We start from the raw sequence: 23,297 nt of genomic DNA, 5'->3' as shown, positions 1-23,297 counted from the left end.
CTGACAGTTTTCTGACCGTTGGACGTTGCTTGCGTGATGATTGCCGTGCAGGACGGTTACCACCGGCATGAACTCATGCCGGTGAGGCCGGTGAGGCCGGCGACCGCCGGCCCGCGCCACGTGGCGCGCAAGCCAAGCCCACGGATGTGGGCGCCCGGCGCTTGAGGGCGCACGAAGCGAAGCACATGACAAAAATTTAAAGAAATTTCGCCGCAGGGTCTTCGCAGGCGCGGCGTATAAGGGTCGTACGCACCAACCCGTTTGCCAAAGAAGCGATGATGCAGCCTGCGCCCCAAGTCACGACCAAGGCCCATGCCAAGCCACAAGGCCGGCGCCCCAAACGTTCCCTGTTCCGCCGCCGCAACATCCTGCTGGGGCTTGGGGTGCTGGCCATTGCCACCGGTGTCTACTGGTGGCAGGCGGGCAGTGCGGCCAATGGTGACGGGACCGGCGACTATATGACGGCCGCCGTCGATCGCGGCAATATCGAGGACAGCGTCACCGCCGTCGGCAATCTTCAGCCGCGCGATTACGTGGATGTCGGTACGCAGGTGTCGGGCCAGCTGCGCAAGGTGCATGTGGAGATCGGGCAGCAGGTCAACCAGGGCGACCTTCTGGCGGAGATCGACCCCACCGTCTATCAGACCCGTGTGGAGGCCGACCGCGCCCAGCTGGAGAATTTGCAGGCGCAGCTGACGCAGCGTCAGGCCGAACTGGCGCTGGCCGAACAGCAGCATACGCGGCAGAAGAACCTGATGGCCGAAAACGCCACCAGCGAGGATGCGTTCCAGAGCGCGCAGAAGACGCTGCGCGCCGCCGACGCCGCGGTGAAGGCGGTGAACGCCCAGATCCGGCAGACCACCTCCACCCTGCGGGGTGACGAGGCGAACCTGGGTTATACCAAGATCTACGCCCCGATGTCGGGCACGGTGGTGTCGCAGAATGCCAAGCAGGGCCAGACGCTGAACGCCAACCAGTCGGCCCCGATCGTGCTGCGCATCGCCGACCTGTCGGTGATGACCGTGACCACCCAGGTGTCGGAGGCCGACGTCTCCCGCCTGAAGATCGGCATGCATGCCTATTTCACCACGCTGGGCCGGCCGGAACGCCGTTGGCGCGGCACCCTGGCCAAGATCAACCCGACGCCGGAAGTGGTGAACAACGTGGTTCTCTACAACGCGCTCTATGATGTGGAGAATCCGGGCGGCGAGTTGATGACCCAGATGACGGCGCAGACCTTCTTCGTTGTCGCCTCGGCCGACAATGTCCTGCGCGTGCCCGTCGCCGCCTTCCAGCAGCGCCAGCCCCGGGCCCCCGGTTCCGCCGGTGGCCCCCAGGGTGGTCCGCAGCAGGCCGGTCCCCAGGCGGGTGCCCCGCCGCAGGGCGGCCAGCCCCCGGCCGGTGCCAATGGTGAACAGCGCCAGCGCCGCCGCGACGGCAATGCCCCCGCCGGTGCCCCGCCGGGTGAAGGCGGCCAGCGTGAGCGTCCCCGCATGGTGCAGGTGCTGAAGGCCGACGGCACGTTGGAGGAACGCCGCGTCATGGTCGGTGTCGCCGACCGGGTGAATGCCGAAATCGTGTCCGGCCTGAACGAGGGTGACCAAGTGGTGGTGGGCCGCAAGCCGTCGTCGGGTCAGCTGAAGGCCCAGCAGCAACAGCAGCAGCAGAACATGCAGCGCATGCGCCCGCCGGGGATGCTATGAGCACGCCGCACAATCCGGGCCATGCCACGCCCTTGATCGAACTGGTGGACATCACCAAGACCTATTCCAACGGGGAGATGGCAGTGCAGGTGCTGAAAGGCATCTCGCTGAAGATCTATCCGGGTGAATTCGTCGCCATCATGGGTCAGTCGGGGTCGGGCAAATCCACCCTGATGAACATCCTGGGCTGTCTGGACCGGCCGACGACGGGCAATTACCTGTTCGACGGGCGCGACGTGTCGACCTTCGACCGCGACATGCTGGCCATGCTGCGGCGCGAGGCGTTCGGTTTCGTGTTCCAGTCCTACAACCTGATCCCCATGTCCACGGCCGTGGAGAATGTCGAGGTTCCGGCCATCTATGCCGGCATGGGCAAGGATGCGCGCCATGAGCGGGCATCGGAACTGCTGTCCACACTGGGTCTGGCCGAACGCATGGACCACCGGCCCAGCCAGCTTTCCGGTGGTCAGCAGCAGCGCGTCTCCATCGCCCGGGCCCTGGTCAATGGCGGCCAGGTGATCCTGGCGGACGAACCGACGGGCGCCTTGGACAGCCGCAGCGGTGAGGAGGTGATGCGCCTGCTCTCCGACCTCGCCTCGCGCGGCCATACCGTCATCCTGATCACCCATGACCGCGACGTGGCCAACAATGCCCGGCGCCTGGTGGAGATCAAGGACGGCCAGATCGTCGCCGACCATCCGACCGACCATGCCGCCGGGAGTGCCGCCCCGCCGCCGGTTCCCGCCCGCACCATCCAGGTGCCGGAGGAAGGGCAGGACAGCGACTGGACCGCCAAGGAGGTGTTTGAAGCCTTCATGATGGCCCGGCGCGCTTTGTCGGCCAACCTCTACCGCACCATCCTGACCCTGCTGGGCATCGTCATCGGCGTGGCCTCGGTGGTCACCATGCTGGCCGTGGGCAACGGCTCGCAAAAGGCCATGGTCGAACGGATCAGCGCCATGGGCACCAACCTGCTGGTGGTGCGCCCCGGTGCGCCCGGCCAGCGCAACGCCAATGGTGTGGCCACGCTGGTGGCCGACGATGCCACCGCCTTGGCCAAGGTGCCCAATGTCGTGGTCGCCGTGCCCGAATATACGGGCGGCATGACGGCGCGTGCCGGCAATCTGGACTATCAGACCCAGATCACGGCGACGAGCCCGGATGTGCAGCAGGCCCGGTCGTGGGAACCGTCCAGCGGCACCTTCTTCGACCAGTCGGCCATGGACAGCTATGCCCCCGTGGCCGTGATCGGCCTGACGGTGGCCAACAACCTGTTCCCCGGCCAGGACCCGGTCGGCCGCTACATCCTGCTGCGCAACGTGCCGTTCCAGGTGATCGGGGTGATGTCGCCCAAGGGCGCCAATCCCGGCGGCCAGGACCAGGATGACGTGGTGTTCGTGCCGCTGACCACCGGTTCCTACCGCCTGTTCGGCCGGCGCGATCTGCGCACCATCACCGTGCTGGTCGATGACCTGGCGCAGATCGACGAGACGCAGGCCATGATCACCAGCCTGCTGACCGCGCGTCATCAGGCGGAGGATTTCCAGATCCGCAACACCGCCTCCTTCATCGACACCTTGTCGGCGATGCGGGAGACGATGACCATCCTGCTGGGCTCCATCGCCGCGATCTCCCTGCTGGTGGGGGGTATCGGGGTGATGAACATCATGCTGGTCAATGTGACGGAACGGACGCGGGAGATCGGCATCCGCATGGCCACCGGTGCCCGCGCCCGCCATGTCATGCAGCAATTCCTGCTGGAGGCGCTGCTGGTCTCGGCGCTGGGCGGGGTGATCGGCGTGGCGCTGGGTATCGGCATCTCGCTGTTCCTGACCCTGTTCAAGGTCGATATCCAGCTGACCCTGCCGCCCATGCTGCTGGCCTTTTCCTGCGCCTTCGCCACCGGTCTGATCTTCGGCTACACGCCTGCCCGCCGGGCGGCATTGCTGGATCCCGTCGTGGCCCTGGCGTCTGACTAACCCAATCTGGATGATCCGAATGATCGCCCGTACGTCCCGCCTGATCCTGCCCCTGCTGCTGTCCGGAACCATCCTGTCGGCCTGCGCCCATGGGGATTACGGTTCCACCGCCAGCCCCGTCGCCCCGCCCCAGGCCTGGAAGCAGGCCGATGCGGCCAGTGCCGCCAATGCCTGGCCCGCCGCCGACTGGTGGGGCGGGTTCGGTTCGGCGGAACTGGTGTCGCTGCTGGCCGATGCGCGCCGGGCCAATCCCGACCTGGCCGCATCCGCCGCAAGGCTGCTGCAGGCCGACGCCCGTGCCCGAGCGGCCGGTGCCGACCTGCTGCCCAGCGTCAATGGGTCGGCCGGGATCAGCCGTCAGGAAAGCGACGCGTCCGGCCCCGGCGGCCGGTCGGGCCGCACCGGCACCAATGTCGGCCTGTCCGCCAGCTATGAGCTGGATTTCTGGGGTGCCAACAAGGCATCCGCCGACAGTGCCGCCATCAGTGCTTCCATCAGCCGGCTGGACCAAGAGACGGTTGCCCTGACCGTCACCTCCACCGTCGCCAACACCTATTTCCAGGTCCTGTCCCTGCGCGACCGCATCCGCAGTGCCGAAGAGAACCTGGAACTGGCCGAGCGGGTGATGAAGGTGGTCGATGCCCGCTACCGCAACGGTGCCGCCACGGCGCTGGAGGTGGCGCAGCAGCGCACGTCGCTGACCAGCCAGCGCGCCTCGCTGCCGGCGTTGCGCCAGCAGGAACTGGCGGCGGCAAACAGTCTGGCCGTGCTGCTGGGCCGCAGCCCCGGCGACCTGCCGGTCGTGGCCACTGGCCTGGGCGGGCTGGGCCTGCCGGCCACCGGCGTGGGCGTGCCGTCCGACCTGCTGGAGCGCCGTCCCGACCTGAAGGCCGCCGCGCGGCAACTGGAGGCGGCGGGGGCCGACATCGTCATCGCCAAGGCCGCCCTCTATCCCGCCGCCAGCATCAGCCTGTCTGGCACCCTGTCGGGCGCCGGCCTCTCCAGCCTGGTCAACGCCCCGTCGGCCGTGGCCAATGCCGGCCTGTCGCTGGCCCAGAGCATCTTCGACGGCGGCCGCCGGTCGGCCAGCGTCGACGCCGCCCAGGCAAGGCGCGTGGAACTGGTGGAGAGCTACCGCAAGGCCATCCTGACCGGCTTCTCCGACGTTGAGACGGCACTCGCCGCCGCCCGCAACGCCGAACGCCAGCGCCAGTACCAGGAAGAAACCGTGCGCCTGTCGCGCGAACTGTTCCGACTGGCCGAGACGCGTTATCGGGAGGGTGCGACCGACCTGCTGACCCTGCTGGACGCGCAGCGATCCCTGCTGTCGGCCCAGGACCAGCTGACCCAGGTGCGCCTGGCGGAAATGCAGGCCGCCGTGTCGCTCTACCGCGCGCTGGGCGGGGGTTGGACGGCGACGTGAAGAACATCCCCTCCTTCGCGCCAAGGGAAGGAAGTGAGGCGGCGGCGGGCGCTACGCCGCCAGAACCCGGTTGCGCCCTTCATGCTTGGCGCGATAGAGCGCTTCGTCGGCGCGCGCCAGGGCCGGGTCGATGCTGACCTCGCCGGGATGGACGACGGCGCCCCCCATGCTGACGGTCACCTTGATCGGGCCGTTTTCGGTCGGGATCGGCGTATGCTCCACGATGCGGCGCAGACGCTCCCCTGTTTCCACGGCCTGGGCCAGCGTGCTGTCCGGCAGCACCAGGGCGAATTCCTCTCCCCCCAGGCGGGCAAAGACATCCTGAACGCGGATAACCTGGCTGATGCGGTGCGTGAAACCGGTCAGCACCTTGTCACCCGCCGCGTGGCCGTGGGTGTCATTGATCTTCTTGAAATGGTCGATATCCATCAGCAGCACGGCAAGATCGCAGCCCGTGCGGGATCGCCGCCCGATCTCCCGCTCGGTGAGGGAGAAGAAGGTCCGGCGGTTCAAGGCACCTGTCAGCGGGTCGGTCTGGGCCAGTACGGCAAGGTGGTGGTTGGCCAGGCGCAACTCCATCTCATCCATCACGATGGCGGCGAGGTCGGCCAGGGTCTCCTGTTCCCCCGGCGTCATCGCGCGTGGCTGCAGGTCGATGATGCACACGGTGCCAAGCGGCTGACCGTCGCGGGTGATCAGGGGCGCCCCGGCATAGAACCGGATGCCGGGATCGCCGGTCACCAGGAGATTGCCGGCAAAACGCGGATCACGCGTGGCATCCTCCACCACCATCACGGCGCGCTGGCGGATGGCATGGTCGCAGAAGGCCAGGGAACGCGGGGTTTGCGCCACGTCCAGCCCCACGCGCGCCTTGAACCATTGCCGGTCCTGATCGATCAGGGAAATCAGCGCGATCGGCGCACGCAATACCCGTTTCGCCATGGTGACGATACGATCGAACGGCAGCTCGGGCTGGCTGTCCACGATCTGGAAGCGCTCAAGCGCATGCAGGCGCAACGCTTCGTCAAACCGTATCTCACAGCTTTCGCCGCCGGGAAGGGTCTCCAAGGTCGCCATCGTCGTCCCCTATTACCCTGTGTGCGGCGGTACGGTTCGCCGACTGAACCAAATGTATATCCTTTTGAGACAGGCGAGATACCTATCCATTCGCTATGATGCGGCCCGCATCCATCGGCCGGATGGGGTGCGGTCGGGCTGCGACCGACCTATAAACAATGGGTTAGGCCCTGACGACCGTGATCGGCACCAGTTTGGCACCCAGAACGCGCACGATGTCGGCCGGAGCCGCCGCGATCTGCAAGCCCCGGCGGCCGCCATTCATGATCATCTCCGCCAACTCACCGGCGCTGGCGTCGATCATTGTGGGCAGGCGCTTGCGCATGCCCAGCGGGCTGATGCCGCCGATGACATAGCCGGATACCCGTTCCGCCATCTTGGGATCGGCCAGGGCCGCACGCTTGCCCCCGGCCGCACCGGCCAGGGCCTTCAGGTCCAGCCGGGCGGGCGACGGGATGACGGCGCAGACCAGCCCCACCCCTTCCACGTCCGACACCAGCGTCTTGAACAGCATGGCCGGATCAACACCCAGGGCCGCGGCGGCGGCCATGCCGATGGCATCGGCATCCGGGTCGTAATCATATTCCAGCAGCCGATGCGCCACGCCGGCGGATTTCAGGGCATTCACGGCGGGCGTGGCCTTGGCGGACATGGGGATCGCGTCTTCCAAAAGGGAAAGGGGTGCCATCTTTTCCGGGCGGGGCCTGGCCGGTCAAGACTTATGGCCGACCTGCCGGAAGTGCCCGACATACACGTGAGTGCGTTCGCACTGTCATAAACCGATACAATTTGGTACGCGGTCACGCCTTCCCGTGGCGCGCCGGCCGTGCCATGGTCGTCCACTGGCGATCCATGACCCCCCGAACCCGATGCAGGCGACAGAGAATCCCCATATCCTTCTGGTCGATGACCACCGCGACATCCGCGAAACCCTGACCCGTTTCCTGGAAAAGCACGGGATGCGCGTGACGGCGGCAGAGGATGCGGCCGCCGCCCGGCGGCGGCTGCGCGCCTGCGCCGCCGACCTGATCGTGCTGGACGTGATGATGCCGGGGGAGGACGGGTTGAGCCTGTTCCGCCATATCCGCGAGACGATGGACACGCCCGTCATCTTCCTGACCGCCATCGGCGAGCCCACCGACCGCATCGTCGGGCTGGAGATGGGGGCCGATGATTACGTCACCAAGCCGTTCGAACCGCGCGAGCTGCTGGCCCGCATCCGCGCCGTCCTGCGCCGCAGCCACAGCCTGCCGGTCGGCGGCGGACGCAAGAAGGGGGAGGAGAGCCGCCTGACCTTCGATGGCTGGCTCTTGGACCTCAACCGGCGCGAACTGCTGGGCTCCGACGGTGTCGTCGTCTCGCTGTCCACAGCGGAATTCTCGCTGCTGGAGGCGTTCGTGCGCCATCCCAACATGGTGCTGACCCGCGAACAGCTGCTGGACCTGACCAAGGGGCGGGAAGCGGACGTGTTCGACCGCTCCATCGACAACCAGGTCAGCCGCCTGCGCCGCAAGATCGAACCCGATCCCCGCAACCCCACCCTGATCAAGACCGTCTGGGGCGGTGGCTATTGCCTGGCGACGGAGGTGAAGGCGGCATGAGGCGGCTGGCGGCCTTCCTGCGCCAGCCGCGCAGCCTGTTCACCCACATGGTGGCGCTGCTGGTCGGGGCCATGCTGGTGGCCAAGTTCGGCAGCTGGACCGCGTCGCTGGACGACAAGGCCGCCACGGTGCGCCGTACCCATCTGGAGGAGATGCTGCCCCGCATCGCCAATACCAGCCGTATCATGGGCACCCTGCCGCGCGAACTGCGCGACGACACGCTGGGCGCCATCCATGCCCGCGAAACCCGCTATACCGTGGATGACCAGCCCATCATCCGCCCCGATTACGAATTGAGGGACCCGCAGGCCATCGCTGCGCGCGATAGGCTGATGGACCTGCTGGACCTGCCGCGCAGTGCCGTGCTGTTCAAGATGTGGAACCGGTCGGAAACGGCCGATCCCGCCTGGTTCCACAATCCCTGGGCCGCCATCGATCCGGTGGAGATGGGGATGAAATTCTCCATCCGCCTGCCGGACGGACAATGGCTGAACGCTGTCAACCGCCGCATGATCCAGCCGACGGTGTGGAGCAGCACATCGACCTGGACCCTGCTGACCTCCATCCTGATGGTGGCGCTGGCCACCTTCTACATCTCCCGCCGCCTGTCGCGCCCCTTGCGCGACCTGGCCGACGGTGCCGACCGGCTGGGCCGGGGTGAAAGCGTGCCGGCGCTGGAAACGGAACGCGGGCCGGACGAGGCCCGCCGCGCCGCGCATGCCTTCAATGCCATGAGTGCCCGCATCCGCCGCTTCGTGGACGATCGCACCCGCATCCTGGCCGCCATTTCCCACGATCTGCGCACCCCCATCACCAACCTGCGCCTGCGGGTGGAGCTGCTGGAGGAAGGCGAGGCCAAGGTCCGCATGCTGGAAACCCTGGATGAGCTGCGGGCCACCGTGGAGGCCACGCTGTCCTTCACGCGTGAGGAACTGGGGGAGGAGGCGGTGCGCGCCGATCTCTCCACCCTGGTGGAAAGCGTGTGCGACGATTTCGCCGATACTGGCCATCCGGTCAGCTTCACCGCCGCCGACCGGCTGCCGCTGATCTGCCGCACCAGCTCGATGCGCCGCGCGGTACGCAACCTGATCGAAAACGCGCTCGCCTATGGCGGCACGGCGCGGGTGTCGATCCGCAGCGACGGGGCGGGGGCGGAGATCATCATTGCCGATGATGGCCCCGGCATCCCGGTGACCGACATGGAGCGGGTGTTCGAACCTTTCGTGCGGCTGGAGGCGTCGCGCAACCGCCGCACCGGCGGGGTCGGCCTGGGCCTGTCCATCGCCCGGTCCGTGGTGCGCGGCCATGGTGGTGATATCCGCCTGTCCAACCGCCCCGATGGCGGCCTGAACGCCGTCATCACCCTGCCCATCGTCACCGGCCCGCATGTGGACGGGCTGGTCTATCGCAAGGCCGCGTGATCCTCACCATCCCCGTCGCAGACCCTGATCCCAATCATGGCTGACGCGACCGTAGCCGGCGGCGAAACGCAGGTCCGACAGGCTGACCGCCCGGTCCAGACGCTCTGCATGCTCACGCGCCATCGGGCGCACCCGCAGCCGGGCCAGCGTCTCGACATGTCCGCCCAGCCCCGCCAATGGCATGGTCAAGCTCAACCCCAGCCGCGTGGTCTTCACCGTCGCCGTTCCATCCAGTCCCAGTTCCAAACCCGACCCGAATTGCCGCGACAGGGTAAAGCTGCCGCCCCAGTCCCCGGCCAGATACCGCCCCAGCGCCAGTTCCGTGCGCGTCCCGCCGTCGCGCCCCTCCCACCCGGCCGTCACGAATCCCGTCGTCCGCCCCGTACCCCGGTAAATGGTCTGCACCGTCGGCGGCCGTTTCCACACATGGTGCGCCACCGCCCCCAGCGACCAGCGGGCCTTCAGCGGCTGGTAGCGCAGCTCCGCCCCGCCACCCCCATATATCGGATCCAGATGCCCGCCCTCCACCAGCAGGTCCAGCGACGGTGACAGCGCCCGGACATACGCCATCTGCGCCCGATCCAGGCTGAACCGCCGGTGCAGATACAGGGCCGCATCATCCCGCCCCGCCGATGGCGGTTCCCATCGCGGCCAGGGGACATAGGCGGCTGTGGCCACCCGCCCCTCACCCGTCAGGATCAGCTCGGCAAAGGGCAGCAGATGCAATCGCGCCCCCGCCGATAACCGGCTGGCCCAGACATCACCGCGCGCGCCCGGCTCCAGTTCCGAGGTCGCATCCAGCTGCAACTCCCAGTGCCGCACCAGATCGTCCGGCGTGTCCGCCCGGCTGAACCGCGCATTGCGGCGCAGTTCGGCGGCACTCAGCCGGTGACGCCGCAGCGCCTCCAAATCCGGTCCCAGCAGCCCCACGGCCACACCCGGCAGCCCCAAACGGTGACTGGACAGCATGACGCGCGGCGGCACCACCGCGTCCTGGGGCAACCCAGCATGGAAGGCCGCTCCCGCCGACTGGAACGGTCCGATATCGGTGAAGCGCCCGCCATCCGCCCGCCGTGACAGGCCGAACAGCGGTTCCGCATACGCTGCCCCCGCCAGTTGGAAGACCGCACCCGCCACCAGCCCGCGATCCCGCCGCCAGCCCAGCGAAACCATGGTTCCCGGCTCCAACGGCCAGGCCGCCTCCACCATCGCCCCGTCCGGACCACCCAGGCCGCCCGACAGCCAGCCCCGCACACCCATCACCTGTACGGCCAAGCGCAGATGCAGCAGCGGGTGCAAACCGCCATCCCCCGCCCGTGCCAGACCACTGCTGGCCTCCACCTCGCCCAGCCTGGCGCCCAGCAGCAGACTGTCCAGCCGCTCCGTCCGGCTGCCGCCATGCCCGCGACTGTCCAGCACCAGCAGGGGAAGGGCACCGCGCCCATCCGCCAGTTCCACGGCGAAATCCGCCTCCGCCCCCGCATCCCCCTGGCGGATGGCGGCGACCAGCGGCCGGATGGGACGCATGCCGAATGTCAGGCCGGGCACGCCGTCGCCGGGCGTCCGTGTGGCGATCCAGGCCGATCCCGCCGCCGGCAGCCAGGCGCCGGGCTGGTCGGATGGCGGCCCGTCAGCCCGGCAGGGCAGGGCCAGTGACAACAGCAGGAACAGGGAAGGGTGCAGGCGCATGCGCCTGCACTATTCATCGCGATTGCCGGAAAAATCAATCCTCAGGCGATATTCACACCTGATGAAGATATAATTGGTAGTCCGTGTCCGGAATCATCTCCGCAAGGCGAAGCATTTCCGTCCGCTTGATCGCCAGAAACGCGCGATGCAGGTCGGGCCCCAGCGCCCCTTTCAGGAAATCGGACGTTTCCGCCTGGGTGATGGCGGCACGCCAGTCGGCGGGCATGGTGCGGGCGAAGGGCGTTTCCTGGGTGAAGCCCTGATATTCGGCCGCCGGCCCCGGATCGATTCCCTGGGCAATGCCGTGGCGGATGCCGGCCAGCACCGTCGCTCCCACCAGATAGGGATTGGCATCCACGCCGGCCGGGCGGTGTTCCAGCCGCCGCGCCGGAACCGGCCCTGCCGGCACGCGCAGCGCCACCGACCGGTCATTGACGCCCCAGGTCGGTTGCACCGGCGCATAAAGCTTCGCCACGAACCGCCGCCACGAGTTCGCATGGGGTGCGAAGGCCAGCATCCCGTCGCCCATGGTCGCCGCCAACCCGCCGATGGCATGGCGCAGCAGCGTGTTGGGCACCGCCTCCCCCTCGGCCTCCGCGAACAGGTTCCGCCCCTGCCCATCATTCAGCGAGACATGCAGATGCATCCCCGATCCGGCCTGTCCGGCCAGCGGCTTGGCCATGAAGCAGGCCACCATCCCATGCCGCCGCGCCAATGCCCGCACCAGCCGCTTCAGCATCACCATGTCGTCCGCCGCACGCAGCAGGTCGGTGCGGTAATGCAGGGTCAACTCATACTGGCCCGGTGCATATTCGGAAATCAGGGTTTCCAGCGGCAGTCCCTGCACCCTGGCCGCTTCATAGACCGGCCCGAAAAACGGCTGCATCCCGTCCAGATCGTCCAGCCCATAGACCTGCACCTGCCCATGCCGCCGCCCGTCCAGCGCCATGGAAGCCGGCCTCGGCTTGCCATCGGGACCGGGTTGCGCGTCCAGCAGATAGAATTCCAGCTCGAACGCCCCCGCCGGATACCGCCCATCGGCTGCCATCGCCGCCAACTGTGCGGCCAGCGCGTGGCGCGGGTCGGCGCCATGCGGCGTGCCGTCCAGATGGTACAGGCTGACCAGCACCTGGGCGCGGGCCGGGCTGGTCCAGGGCAGGGCGACCAGGGTGCCGGGCACAGGCCAAGCCCGCAGGTCGGCATCGCCCACCGACCAGACCAGCCCCGTCTCCTCCACATCCTCCCCCGTCACATCCAGTCCCAGGATGGAGGAGGGAAGGTGGCGGCCCTGTTTGTAGAGCCCTTCAACCTCATGCCGGCGGATGATCTTGCCGCGCCCGATGCCGTTGGCGTCGGTCAGGACGATATCGACGGCCTCGATCTCCGGATGCGCTGCCAGAAAAGCCTCGGCCTCCGCCCATGGGGCAATCTGCGCCTTCATGCCGCGACCTTCCCTTCGGCCAATATCCCTGCCACCTCGGCGAACGCCGCCACCAGCGCATCGACCTGTGCCGCTGTCGTGGCCGGACAGACCAGCATCATATTGTGGAAGGGGGCGATCAGGATACCGCGGTTCAGCAGAGCCAGATGGATGGCCTGTTCCAGCGGCCCGGCATGCGCCGCCTCGGCTTCGGTCCCGTTGCGCAAGGGACCGGGCGCGCAGATGAATTCCACCCTGGCGCCCACCCGCACCACATGCCAGTCCAGGCCATGGGCCCTGATGGCGTCGTCCAGCCCGGTCGCGAGCCTTCCGGCCAGCGCCTCCATATGCGCATAGGCGGTTTCGGTCATCACCCGCTCCAGCGTCGCCCGCATGCAGGCCAGGGCCAGGGCGTTGGCCGACAGGGTCGTGCCCATGCCGGAATGGCCGGGCGGGGTGGCGGCACGCACCGCATCCAGCCGTCGCGCCACATCGTCGGTAAAACCCCAGACGCTGGCCGCCACCCCGCCCGCCACCGGCTTGCCCAGCACGAACAGGTCGGGCTCCAGCCCGTGGGCACAGGTATGGCCACCCGGCCCGGTGGAGATCGTATGCGTCTCATCGATCAGCAGCAGCGTGCCGGTTTCCCTGGTCAAGCGGCGCAAGGCATCGTGGAAACCGGGATCGGGCAGCACCATGCAGCAATTGGTCAGCACCGGCTCGGTGATGACGCAGGCCACCTGCCCATCGGCCAGCGCCGCCGCCAGGGCGGGGACGTCGTTGAATTCGACGACGCGCGTATCCGCCGTCAGGTCGGTGAACTGGCCCAGCAGGCCCGGCCGGTTGGCGGGCACCCCATCGACCAGCCGCACGAAGGTCTCATCCACCGTACCATGGTAGCAGCCATTGAACACCAGGATCTTGGCCCGCCCCGTCACCGCCCTCGCCACGCGGAGTGCGAAACGGTTGGCATCGGTGGCCGTCGTCGCCACCTGCCAGTGCGGCAGCCCGAACCGTTCGGCCAGCAGCCTTCCCACCACCAGCGCATCATCTGTGGGCAGCATATAGGTCAGGCCCTTGCCCGCCTGCGCCACCAGCGCGTCGCGCACGGGGGCCGGGGAATGGCCGAACATCGAACCGGTATCGCCCAGGCAGAAATCGGCCAGCACATGCCCGTCGCTGTCGGTCAGCGTGGCGCCCTCGGCCGACGTGACCAGCAGGGGGAAGGGCATGGGCCAATCCCGCATCCAATGCATGGGAACGCCCTGGTAATAACCGGGCAGTCCGCCGCCCACGCGGGCGGCGGCATCGGGATGGGCGGTGATGAAGCGCTGTGTCTCCAGGTCCATCATGGACTGGATGGTGGCGGCCGCTATGCCACCGGAACCCTCACCCATTCAAACGCTCCCGAAACCCCGACAGTCCGCCAACTGTCGGGGCGTCGCGGGGGACGCGTCAAGGGGGCAGGGTCAATTGCACCGGTCACCGAAGGGAACACCCCCAGGCCGGCGACGGCCGGCCCGCCGCACGTGCGGCGTGAGCCAAGCCGCCGGATGGCGGCGCCCGGCGCCTGAGGGAACAAAAATCAATGCCCGAACCAGATGCCGACCACGCGGTGCAACTTGTCCAGGTCGTCCATGGACAATTCCACCCGCTTCTTCGACAGGGTCAGGCCATAGATGACGCCCTCGTCATCCTGGCGCAGATAGAGGGCCAGCGGAGCGAAGTTCAGCCGGTTGACCACCAGGTCGCCGACATTGGCCGGCGCATTGGGGTTGATCAGCAAGGTGGCGCCGATGCCGATGGCCGGCATGTTCGACAGGTCATGCACGGTGACGGCATAGGCACCCTGGACGCCGCGCATCTGCGGCGGGCGGGCGATGGTGCCGGCAGACTTGGCCTCCAGCCCGTCGCGTGCCAGATCGCGGCCTTCATAGACCGGCAGCTCCGCTTCGGCCTTGCTCTCGCTCAGCATGGAGCGCAGCGGGCTGGCGGGCGACAGCATCTCGGTCGGGCCGACACCGAAAATCTTGGCAAGCCGGATCACATGGTCGGGCCGGAAGGGCCGGACGCCGTTTTCCAGCTTGGATATCTCGCTTTTGGACAGGCCGGCGGAATTGGCCAGCGCCGCCAGACTCATGCCCCGCGAGGTGCGCATCATGCGCAGATGCACGCCGTCATGATGTTGCACTTGTTGATGTCTCCCCTGACAGACTTCCAAGGAAACATACATCAGCGCCGTTTCCCGGAAAGGTCGCGGGACTAGTCCAAACGGATAGGTTGGTTTTTAGGAAAATGTCAATAATGCGAGTTAATCTCAAGCAAACGGCGGCATTCGGCTCATGAACCTCTCCCAACATTCCCGAAATACCCCTATATTCGGAATGCCAAGGCAGGAAGGTGTGATTTGACCCAGATGGCGTATTCATTCATCCAGGCGGCGAAGGGCGAGGGACCGGCGGTCGAGCTGGAAACCAGCGGCTACAAGCTGTCCTACGGGCTCAACCGCCGTGCCGGCAAGCCAGAGCTGACGCTGATCTCCAGCGTCGGTGCCGGCCATCGGGCCGTCCACAGCAATTATATCGAGCTGGATGACGGGGGCGCCGTGGCCGGCCACCCGTCGATCACGCCCGAGGTCGCGGCCTTCATCTTCCAGAATTTCGACCAGCGCGGCCATACGGAGTCGTTCACCATCCATGCCCGCGACTTGGCAAGCGGCCAGGCTTCCGTCGCGCTGGCGGCACCAAAGCCGGAGGATGTGCGCCACCAGCTGGGCACGACGGAAAAAAGCTTCACGGCGACCGGGGCCAAGCTGGCGGCCCACTGGCCGGTTTTCAACAAGCTGCGCGACACGGGTTTTTCGTCGATCATCCGCGCCACCATGACGAACAGCCAGGTCTGCGCCTCGCGCTGCCATTTCTGTTCGACCATCGCCCGCAACAAGAAGGACAGCATCACCCTGGACGAGGCCAAGCGCTTCGTCACCACCCTCTATGAGGACCAGGCCGCCTTCAACCGGGAGCATTTCCCCACCTTCAACGAGGAATACCGCCGCCTGCACGGCTGTGACATCCGGCTGCGCGGCCTGATCCTGTCGGGCGGGGGACAGCCGAACCTGTGGCCGCACTTCGTGGAATTCGTGCGCTGGCTGGCCGAACGGGAAATCGACCTGGGGTTGATCACCAACGGCTTTCCGCAATCGATTCCCGAGGAGATCTACACCCATTTCAAATGGGTGCGCATTTCGGTCACCCCGCCCGAGGCGTCGGCCTTCTATCCCGGCGGCCTGTTTGAGAAGCAGTACATCCCCGATGTGCTGAAGCATAATCCGGCGGTCACGGTCGGCCTGTCCTATGTCGACGGACCCTGGTCGGGCGAGGATATCCTGGGGCGCCTGGACCGTGCCGCGGTGGAGAACGGGTTCGAATATGTGCGTGTGCTGACGGATTGCAACCTGGGCCGCTCGGCGCAGTTGCTGGCCCACCATCATCTGGCGGAGAAGCTGTTCAATGCCGGCCTGGTGGATGAGAAGGGCATCGCCACCTCCCGCACCTTCCAGCAGCTGAAATATCACGGCACGGAAGGTGAGGCGCTGGACCTGTGGAGCGAGGGGCAATGCTTCCTGCAATCCTACAACGTCTTCTGGGATACGACGGGCCACGACGATAACGGCTATTCCTATTGCTATCCCTGCGATTCTGTCACCGTCCTGACGGAGGAGGGGCCCAAGGACGCCGCCAACAGTTCCGAACGGCGCTTCAACGCCTCGAAATGGGGCACGGTGCGCAACGATCAGGTCGAAAAACTCTATCGTGAACCGCTGCGGCCCTATTTCGACCCGCGGGAGATTTGCCATGCCTGCCTTTTCATGCGCAATAATGCCACGGTGAAGGCTTTGAAGAACACCAGCGATTACAGCGCGATCCGGGTGCCGCAGGACCTGCAGCATCAGAACTTCCCTTGAAAGATGGGCACCATGCACAAGCCTGATAATAATTACGGGAAAATGGCTGATACCACGGGTGCATACGACGAGGATTATTTTGAACGCGGCGTCGTCGTCGGCAAATCGGGATATATGAATTATCGCTGGATGCCGGAAATGACGATCCGCATGGCGCATTTCATGATCCGGAATCTGGATCTGAAATCGGGGCAGCGGGTGCTGGATTTCGGCTGCGCCAAGGGCTTCCTGGTGAAGGCCCTGCGTCTGCTGGACATCGATGCCGAGGGCATCGACGTTTCCGAATATGCGATCAGCATGGTGGACACGGAATTGCGCGGCCATTGCCGGCTGGTCCGTGATGTCGATGACGACCGCTGCTTTGTCGGGCGATATGAGATGATGATCGCCAAGGATGTGTTCGAGCATCTGACCGAGGCGCAGGTCCGCACCCTGCTGGCGCAGGCCAAGGGGCGCTGCGCCCGTGTCTTCGCCGCCATTCCGCTGGCGGCCGACAATCATTCCGGCAGCTTCATCGTGCCGGAATATAACAAGGACATTACGCATATCACGGCCAAGACCTTCGACTGGTGGCGTGACCTGTTCATCGATTGCGGCTGGACGATCGAGGAAGGCTCATATACCTGCCATGGCATCAAGGAAAACTGGACGCGCTACTGGCCGGACGGCAACGGCTTCTTCACCCTCAAGGCCCGCTGAGCCGCAAGGCGCGCGCCGGCTGCTGGTGTTCTTGTCCTGCTTATAAGGAACGACGGATGTTTGAAGGGAATGCGAGGGGCCTGGCCCTGGGCAATGCGGCGCAGGTTCTGGCGGATGTCATTGCCGCCGCCGTGCCCGACCGGTCCGCCGTCGTGGATGCCGGTGGCAATGCCGGTGCCGTGGCCGGCCTTCTGCCGTCAACGGAAACCGGGGGCCGCGTCGTGCTGGCCCTGGGTCTGGCGGAGCGCGTGACGCCCGAACAGGTGGCCCAGCTGCTGCACCATTTGTGCGATGGGGCGACCCATGTCGTCTTCGCCGCCACCGCCCCCGGCCAGGATGGCGACGGGCTGGTGAACAGCCAATGGCCGTCCTATTGGGTGCAGGGCTTTGCCGCCCACGGGTTCGCGGCCAATGACGTCCTGCGCCGCAGCGTCTGGGACGATGAGCGGTTCCCCATCTGGTGCCGGCAGAACCTGCTGCTGTTCACGCGCGGCGGCACACCCAGCTTCGCGGCCCCCACCCATTTCGACCTGGTGCATCCGCACATGTTCCGCCAGGCCGAAGCGAAGGTGGACGCCGTCACCCGGGAGAATGAGCATCTGCTGGGCATGTGGACGAACCGCGGCCAGCACGGCTTCTCCCCGCAGGAGGTGCATTGGTGCCGCATCGTGATGAACGAGGAAACCAAGCGGCTGATGCGGACGCTGGATTATACCAATCTCAGCTGTCTGGAGATATCGGGCAACGCCTGGCACAAATTCGGGTTCAAGGAATATTCGGTCGCCGTCTTCCCGGAATTCGACATCACCAAGCATGTGGCCCGGGGGCCGAACAACCAGGGCTTCGACGTGATCATCGCCGAACAGGTGCTGGAACATGTGCCCACACCCTGGGTCGGCATCTCCACCATGCGCGAAGGGCTCAGCCCCGGCGGCCACCTGCTGGTGACCACGCCCTTCTTCATCCGCATCCATGCCCATCCGCATGATTACACGCGCTGGACGGAATCGGGTCTGCGCAACCTGTTCGAATATGCCGGCTTCGCGCCGGAGAACATCATCACCGGCTCCTGGGGCAACCGCGCCTGCGTGAACGCCAATTTCGTCGGCTCCGTCTATCGGGCGGAAGCCTATGATACCGCCATTCATTCACTGGAGAACGAGCCCGACGTGCCGATCATGGTTTGGGCTTTTGCACGCAAATGACCGGCAGTCTTTGTTTCAAGGGGTTTATTTGATGGCCAAGTTCGAGCTGTTCTACATCAATCTCGACAGCGCCCCGGAACGGCGTGAGACGTTGGAGGCCAGTTATGCCAAGGCCGGCTTCTCGGATAATTGGACGCTGAACCGCTTCGCCGCCTATAGCAAGGACAGCCCGGAAGTGCTGTCCAACGCGGGCAAGCAGAACGGCCCCTACAAGGGCAACTTCGCCAGCCATTATGACTGTCTGAAGAGCCAGTTGAACAGCGACGCCCACACCATGATCTGCGAGGATGATTGTGATTTCGCACCGGGATGCGGTGATTATATCGAACAAATGATCGATAATCTGCCCCCCGACAAATGGGATATCCTGCTGACCGAGGTCACCTTCCTCAGTGCCTTTGAACTGCCTGTATTCCTGAAAATGAAGGAGCAGGAATGTAAGAAACGTCTGCACCTGATCAAGCTTGGGCAGTTGGAATACGCCTTCACGGGATCGACATCCTATATCGTGAACAAGGCGTCGCGACACAAGGTCATGGAAGTGTTCGCTGATCAGCGGGCGGTCATCGACTTTCCCTTCGACATCTGTCTGCGGGCAGCGGTTTATCATGAGCAGTTGCAGGGCCTTCTGGTCTTCCCGTTCATCACGGCCCCGTCCCGCCATGCTGACTTCACCCAGGCCCCTTTCCTCAGCCTGACCGGCAGCGCGCAAGCCGTGCACCAGTTCCATATGGAGGCGATGAACTGCAGCCGCCGCATGCTGTCGATCCACTATGACCCGGCCAATGCGATCAGCCCGCAGATCCTGGCGGCCTGCGAGCAGTACGAGTACGATCAAGAGGAAAAGGTGGCTCGCAACGTCATCTATTGGATGCAGCTCATGCAGCAGAAATCCTATTACAAGGAGTTCCTGCATGTTCCCGTTGTGGATTTTGGGTTGGACCTGCCGCCCTCGGCAACGGATCGGGATTGATGCCGGCCGGCCTGTAACCTGAAATCCAAGTCGGGGAATTTGCCGTGGATCTCGCCACCCTGGTCGAAGAATTCAACCGCGCCGTCGCCCTGCACCAGGAAGGGCGGCTGGAAGAGGCGGAAAGCGTCTATACGCGGCTGATCGAGGCCAAGTCCGATATTCCCTGGAGCCATTATTACCTGGGGCTGTTAAGGCTGGCCCGTGGCGATACCGAACAGGGCCTTGCCGGCATGCGCCGCGGCCTGGAACTGGCGCCCGACGATGCCGAGATCCGCCGCAACCTGATCCAGAGCCTGACGACCGCCGGTCGCCTGCATGAGGCGCAGGACGTGCTGAATGCCGGTGCCCAGGTCCATGGCTACCGTGGCCGGGCGCCATTGGAACAGCATCTGCGGCTGATGGTTGCCCAGCAGGGCAGCCTGCCCGCACCGAAGGCGCCACCTCCGCTGCCGGAGGAACAGGACGACATGTTCGACCGCATCGTCGCCCGTGCCTGGCCCAATTCGATGAATGCCACCTATGGCATGATCGAGGCGTTCCATTCGCTCTATTCCATGGTGAAATATGTCAGCCGCTACAGGATTCCCGGTGATTTCGTGGAATGCGGGGTCTATGCGGGCGGCATGTCGCTGCTGGCGGCGCTGACGCTGATCGAATGCGGCGACACCGATCGCCATCTCTATCTCTATGACACGTATGAGGGCATGCCGGCACCGACCCCGGAGGACGGGGAACAGATGATGGCGGCCTATGAACACAACACCAAGGATGGCCAGCCATGGGCGAAATGGGGTATCGAGGCGGTGCGCCGGACCATGCTCGACAGCGGCTATCCGGCGGATCGGATTCATCTGGTGAAGGGAATGGTCGAGGATACGATCCCCGCCACCGGTCCCGGGCAGATCGCCATCCTGCGCCTCGACACGGATTTCTATAGCTCCATCAGGCATGTCCTGCAGGAATTCTATCCCCGCCTGTCGCGCGGCGGGGGATTGGTCATCGATGATTACGGCTATATGCCCGGCGCGCGCCTGGCGGTGGACGAGTATTTCGCCGACGCGGATAGGCCCCTGCTGCTGAACCGGGTGACCGTGTCGGTCAGGGCCGGCGTGAAAATCTAGAGCGGTTTCCTTGTGCCTGGAAACCGCGCCGGCGCCTGAGGAAAGCGAAAGACCCAGAGCGTGCGGTGGGTGGTATGGGGGAAAGCGCACCCTGCACTGCGAGAATCCTCGCCTTGTCGTGCACACGGCCCCGTGCCACCTTCCTGACCAATAACCCGAGGGAGGATCCATTGGTCGAGAAGCTGTACCATTTCATCGGCGGCGCCCGTGTCGAGGGCAAGTCCGGCCGTTACGCCCCCGTCTTCACCCCCATGACGGGCGAGATTTCGGCCGAAGTGCCGCTGGCCAGCACCGTGGAACTGGCCGAAGCCGTCGCCAATGCCAAGGAAGCCCAGCGCGGCTGGGCCGCCACCAACCCGCAGAAGCGTGCCCGCGTGCTGATGAAGTTCCTGGAACTGCTGGCCCGCGATTTTGAGAAGATCGCCCTGAAGCTGGCCCTGGAACATGGCAAGACCCTGCCCGACGCGCGCGGCGACATCCAGCGCGGGCTGGAGGTGGTGGAATTCGCCATCGGTATTCCGCACCTGCTGAAGGGCGAGTACACGGAAGGGGCCGGTCCCGGCATCGACATGTATTCGATGCGCCAGCCGCTGGGTGTGGTTGCCGGCATCACGCCGTTCAACTTCCCGGCCATGATCCCGATGTGGAAGTTCGCGCCGGCCATCGCCTGCGGCAACGCCTTCATCCTGAAACCGTCGGAGCGTGACCCGTCGGTGCCGTTGATGCTGGCCGAGCTGATGTATGAGGCGGGCCTGCCCAAGGGTATCCTGAACGTCGTCAATGGCGACAAGGAAGTGGTTGACGCTATCCTGGATCATCCCGACATCAAGGCCATCGGCTTCGTCGGCTCCACCCCCATCGGCGAATATATCTATACCCGCGGCACGGCCAACGGTAAGCGCGTTCAGGCCTTCGGCGGCGCCAAGAACCATGCGCTGATCATGCCCGACGCCGACCTGGACATGGTGGCCGACGCGCTGATCGGTGCCGGCTATGGCTCGGCCGGTGAGCGCTGCATGGCCATCTCCGTCGCCGTCCCGGTGGGTGAGCAGACGGCCAACGCCCTGGTCGAACGCCTGGCCCCGCGCGTGCGGTCGCTGAAGGTCGGCCCATCCACCGATGAGAAGGCGGATTTCGGCCCGGTGGTGACCAGGCAGCACCTGGAGAAGGTGAAGAGCTACGTCGATATCGGCATCAAGGAAGGTGCGGAACTGGTCGTCGATGGCCGGGAGATGAAGCTGCAGGGCTATGAGGGCGGCTATTACATGGGCGGGGTGCTGTTCGACCGCGTGACGCCGGACATGCGCATCTACAAGGAAGAGATTTTCGGGCCCGTCCTGTCGATCGTCCGCGCACCGGATTATGAGACGGCGCTGTCCCTGCCCACCGACCACGAGTACGGCAATGGTGTGGCCATCTTCACCCGCGACGGCGACACGGCCCGCGATTTCGCGGCGCGCGTCGATGTCGGCATGGTCGGCATCAATGTGCCGATTCCGGTGCCGCTGGCCTATTACACGTTCGGCGGCTGGAAGCGCTCGGGCTTCGGGGACCTGAACCAGCATGGACCGGACAGCATCCGCTTCTACACCAAGACCAAGACGGTGACGTCGCGCTGGCCGTCGGGCATCCGCTCGGGCGCCAGCTTCGTCATCCCGACCATGGGGTGATATCATCGGTCAAAATTGACCGATGATACGGCGGCGACCGCCGCCGCGCGGCACGTGCCGCGTAGCCAAGCCCACGGATGTGGGCGCCGGCGATTGAGGGGCATGGAAGACTGACTGCTGGTCAGTCTTCCATGCCAATTGTATGAGGCTCCCATGGATTTCGATCTTTCCGAGGATCAGCGCGCCATCCAGGATCTGGCCCGCGGTTTCGCGGCCGAACATATGGCGCCCTTTGCAGGCGATTGGGACGAGCACCACATCTTCCCCGTCGACACGCTGCGCAAGGCGGCGGCGCTGGGCTTTGCCGGCATCTATTGTTCGGAAGCCCAAGGCGGCACCGGCCTGGGCCGCCTGGACGCGTCGATCCTGTTCGAGGAACTGTCGGCCGCCTGTCCCTCCACGGCGGCCTATATCTCCATCCACAACATGGCCGCGTGGATGATCGACACGTTCGGTGATGATGCCCAGAAGGCGCGTTTCCTGCCCGACCTGTTCTCCATGGCGAAATTCGCCAGCTATTGCCTGACCGAGCCGGGCGCCGGCTCCGACGCCGCGTCGCTTCGGACCAAGGCGGAACGGGATGGCGACCACTATATCCTGAACGGGTCCAAGGCCTTCATTTCCGGCGGCGGGGCGTCGGACATCTATGTTGTCATGGTGCGTACCGGCGGTCCCGGCCCCAAGGGCATCTCCTGCCTGGTGGTGGAGAAGGGCACGCCCGGCCTGTCCTTCGGCAAGCAGGAAAAGAAGATGGGCTGGAACAGCCAGCCCACCGCCCAGGTGATCTTCGAGGATTGCCGCGTGCCCGTCGCCAACCGCCTGGGTGAAGAGGGCGACGGGTTCAAGATCGCCATGAAGGGCCTGGATGGGGGGCGCCTCAACATCGCGTCCTGCTCGCTCGGCGGTGCGCGGGCCTGTCTGGAGGCGGCGCGATCCCACATGGATGTGCGCCAGCAATTCGGCCGGAAACTGGCCGATTTCCAGGCTTTGCAGTTCAAGTTCGCCGACATGGCGACGGAGCTGGAGGCCGCTCGCCTGATGGTGCATCGCGCAGCATCCAAGCTGGACGCCAAGGACCCGGACGCCACGCTCTATTGCGCCATGGCCAAGCGCTTTGCCACCGATGCCGGTTTCAATGTCGCCAATGATGCACTGCAACTTCATGGCGGTTATGGTTACATCCGCGAATATCCGGTGGAACGCATCCTGCGGGACCTGCGCGTCCATCAGATATTGGAGGGCACCAACGAGATCATGCGCGTGATCATCGCCCGCCGGCTGCTGACTGAAGCTTAACCGACGATCAGCAATGACCGTTGGAGGCCGGCGACTGCCGGCCAGCCGCACATGCG

The 23,297-nt window shown here is 65.6% G+C and carries 18 protein-coding genes; 12 read left to right on the top strand and 6 right to left on the bottom strand.

Translation table 11 applies throughout. The features are described from left to right. Positions 1-278: 278 nt before the first annotated feature. The 3 genes from ACM9HJ_RS25785 to ACM9HJ_RS25775 are packed head-to-tail and all read left to right on the top strand — an operon-like array spanning position 279 to position 5,105. A complete protein-coding gene (locus tag ACM9HJ_RS25785) occupies positions 279-1,703 on the top strand; it encodes an efflux RND transporter periplasmic adaptor subunit (RefSeq protein WP_416574660.1) in 1,425 nt (474 codons plus the stop codon). Beyond that, positions 1,700-3,682 (top strand): MacB family efflux pump subunit, encoded by a 1,983-nt coding sequence (locus tag ACM9HJ_RS25780; protein WP_416574659.1) that lies wholly within the window; start codon positions 1,700-1,702, stop codon positions 3,680-3,682. The genes ACM9HJ_RS25785 and ACM9HJ_RS25780 overlap by 4 nt, the downstream gene beginning before the upstream one ends. 19 nt (positions 3,683-3,701) lie before the next feature. Then, positions 3,702-5,105: an efflux transporter outer membrane subunit gene (locus ACM9HJ_RS25775; protein WP_416574658.1), complete on the top strand. Its 1,404-nt coding sequence runs from the start codon at positions 3,702-3,704 to the stop codon at positions 5,103-5,105. Positions 5,106-5,156: 51 nt separating this feature from the next. On the opposite strand, the gene ACM9HJ_RS25770 is transcribed toward ACM9HJ_RS25775, so the two are convergent. Beyond that, positions 5,157-6,182, bottom strand: a complete 1,026-nt coding sequence (locus ACM9HJ_RS25770; protein ID WP_416574657.1) for a diguanylate cyclase — start codon at positions 6,180-6,182, stop codon at positions 5,157-5,159. Positions 6,183-6,345: 163 nt separating this feature from the next. Then, the gene (ybaK, locus tag ACM9HJ_RS25765) at positions 6,346-6,834 is read right to left on the bottom strand and encodes a Cys-tRNA(Pro) deacylase (protein WP_416574656.1); all 489 of its coding nucleotides are present in this window, start codon (positions 6,832-6,834) and stop codon (positions 6,346-6,348) included. 217 nt (positions 6,835-7,051) lie between these two features. Between ybaK and ACM9HJ_RS25760 the strand changes: the two genes are divergently transcribed. Both ACM9HJ_RS25760 and ACM9HJ_RS25755 read left to right on the top strand, forming a co-directional pair. After that, positions 7,052-7,783, top strand: a complete 732-nt coding sequence (locus ACM9HJ_RS25760; RefSeq protein ID WP_416574655.1) for a response regulator — start codon at positions 7,052-7,054, stop codon at positions 7,781-7,783. Further along, positions 7,780-9,204 carry an ATP-binding protein gene (locus ACM9HJ_RS25755; protein WP_416574654.1) on the top strand — a complete coding sequence of 475 codons (1,425 nt, stop codon included), beginning with the start codon at positions 7,780-7,782 and terminating at the stop codon, positions 9,202-9,204. The genes ACM9HJ_RS25760 and ACM9HJ_RS25755 overlap by 4 nt, the downstream gene beginning before the upstream one ends. Before the next feature lie 3 nt (positions 9,205-9,207). Here ACM9HJ_RS25755 and ACM9HJ_RS25750 read toward each other — a convergent pair whose 3' ends face one another. The 4 genes from ACM9HJ_RS25750 to ACM9HJ_RS25735 form a co-directional block, all read right to left on the bottom strand. After that, a complete protein-coding gene (locus ACM9HJ_RS25750; protein ID WP_416574653.1) occupies positions 9,208-10,893 on the bottom strand; it encodes a YjbH domain-containing protein in 1,686 nt (561 codons plus the stop codon). Between the two features lie 52 nt (positions 10,894-10,945). Beyond that, positions 10,946-12,334, bottom strand: coding sequence for a glutamine synthetase family protein (locus tag ACM9HJ_RS25745; protein ID WP_416574652.1), 1,389 nt, complete (start codon positions 12,332-12,334; stop codon positions 10,946-10,948). Next, entirely contained in the window at positions 12,331-13,710 is a 1,380-nt protein-coding gene (locus ACM9HJ_RS25740) for an aspartate aminotransferase family protein (RefSeq protein ID WP_416574651.1), read from the bottom strand. Before ACM9HJ_RS25740 ends, ACM9HJ_RS25745 begins: the two co-directional genes overlap by 4 nt. A gap of 188 nt (positions 13,711-13,898) precedes the next feature. Next, complete coding sequence (locus tag ACM9HJ_RS25735) at positions 13,899-14,504, bottom strand: helix-turn-helix domain-containing protein (protein ID WP_416574650.1); 606 nt, start codon at positions 14,502-14,504, stop codon at positions 13,899-13,901. A gap of 225 nt (positions 14,505-14,729) precedes the next feature. On the opposite strand from ACM9HJ_RS25735, the gene ACM9HJ_RS25730 reads away from it, so the two are divergent. The 7 genes from ACM9HJ_RS25730 (at position 14,730) to ACM9HJ_RS25700 (ending at position 23,241) form a co-directional block, all read left to right on the top strand. Then, positions 14,730-16,277, top strand: coding sequence for a hypothetical protein (locus ACM9HJ_RS25730; protein WP_416574649.1), 1,548 nt, complete (start codon positions 14,730-14,732; stop codon positions 16,275-16,277). Positions 16,278-16,319: 42 nt separating this feature from the next. Further along, a complete protein-coding gene (locus ACM9HJ_RS25725) occupies positions 16,320-16,976 on the top strand; it encodes an SAM-dependent methyltransferase (protein WP_416574648.1) in 657 nt (218 codons plus the stop codon). Between the two features lie 56 nt (positions 16,977-17,032). After that, positions 17,033-18,181, top strand: a complete 1,149-nt coding sequence (locus tag ACM9HJ_RS25720) for a class I SAM-dependent methyltransferase (RefSeq protein ID WP_416574647.1) — start codon at positions 17,033-17,035, stop codon at positions 18,179-18,181. Positions 18,182-18,212: 31 nt separating this feature from the next. Next, positions 18,213-19,154 (top strand): glycosyltransferase family 25 protein, encoded by a 942-nt coding sequence (locus ACM9HJ_RS25715; protein WP_416574646.1) that lies wholly within the window; start codon positions 18,213-18,215, stop codon positions 19,152-19,154. Positions 19,155-19,198: 44 nt separating this feature from the next. Further along, on the top strand, positions 19,199-20,275 hold the full coding sequence (locus tag ACM9HJ_RS25710; protein ID WP_416574645.1) for a TylF/MycF/NovP-related O-methyltransferase: 1,077 nt from the start codon (positions 19,199-19,201) through the stop codon (positions 20,273-20,275). Between the two features lie 170 nt (positions 20,276-20,445). Further along, complete coding sequence (locus ACM9HJ_RS25705) at positions 20,446-21,945, top strand: CoA-acylating methylmalonate-semialdehyde dehydrogenase (protein ID WP_416574644.1); 1,500 nt, start codon at positions 20,446-20,448, stop codon at positions 21,943-21,945. A gap of 153 nt (positions 21,946-22,098) precedes the next feature. Next, positions 22,099-23,241 carry an isobutyryl-CoA dehydrogenase gene (locus tag ACM9HJ_RS25700; protein WP_416574643.1) on the top strand — a complete coding sequence of 381 codons (1,143 nt, stop codon included), beginning with the start codon at positions 22,099-22,101 and terminating at the stop codon, positions 23,239-23,241. The last annotated feature ends 56 nt before the right edge of the window (positions 23,242-23,297 follow it).

It is taken from the genome of Niveispirillum sp. KHB5.9 (genome assembly GCF_048066115.1).
Taxonomy (GTDB): Bacteria; Pseudomonadota; Alphaproteobacteria; order Azospirillales; family Azospirillaceae; genus Niveispirillum.
This window is presented reverse-complemented; position numbering and strand designations above follow the sequence as displayed.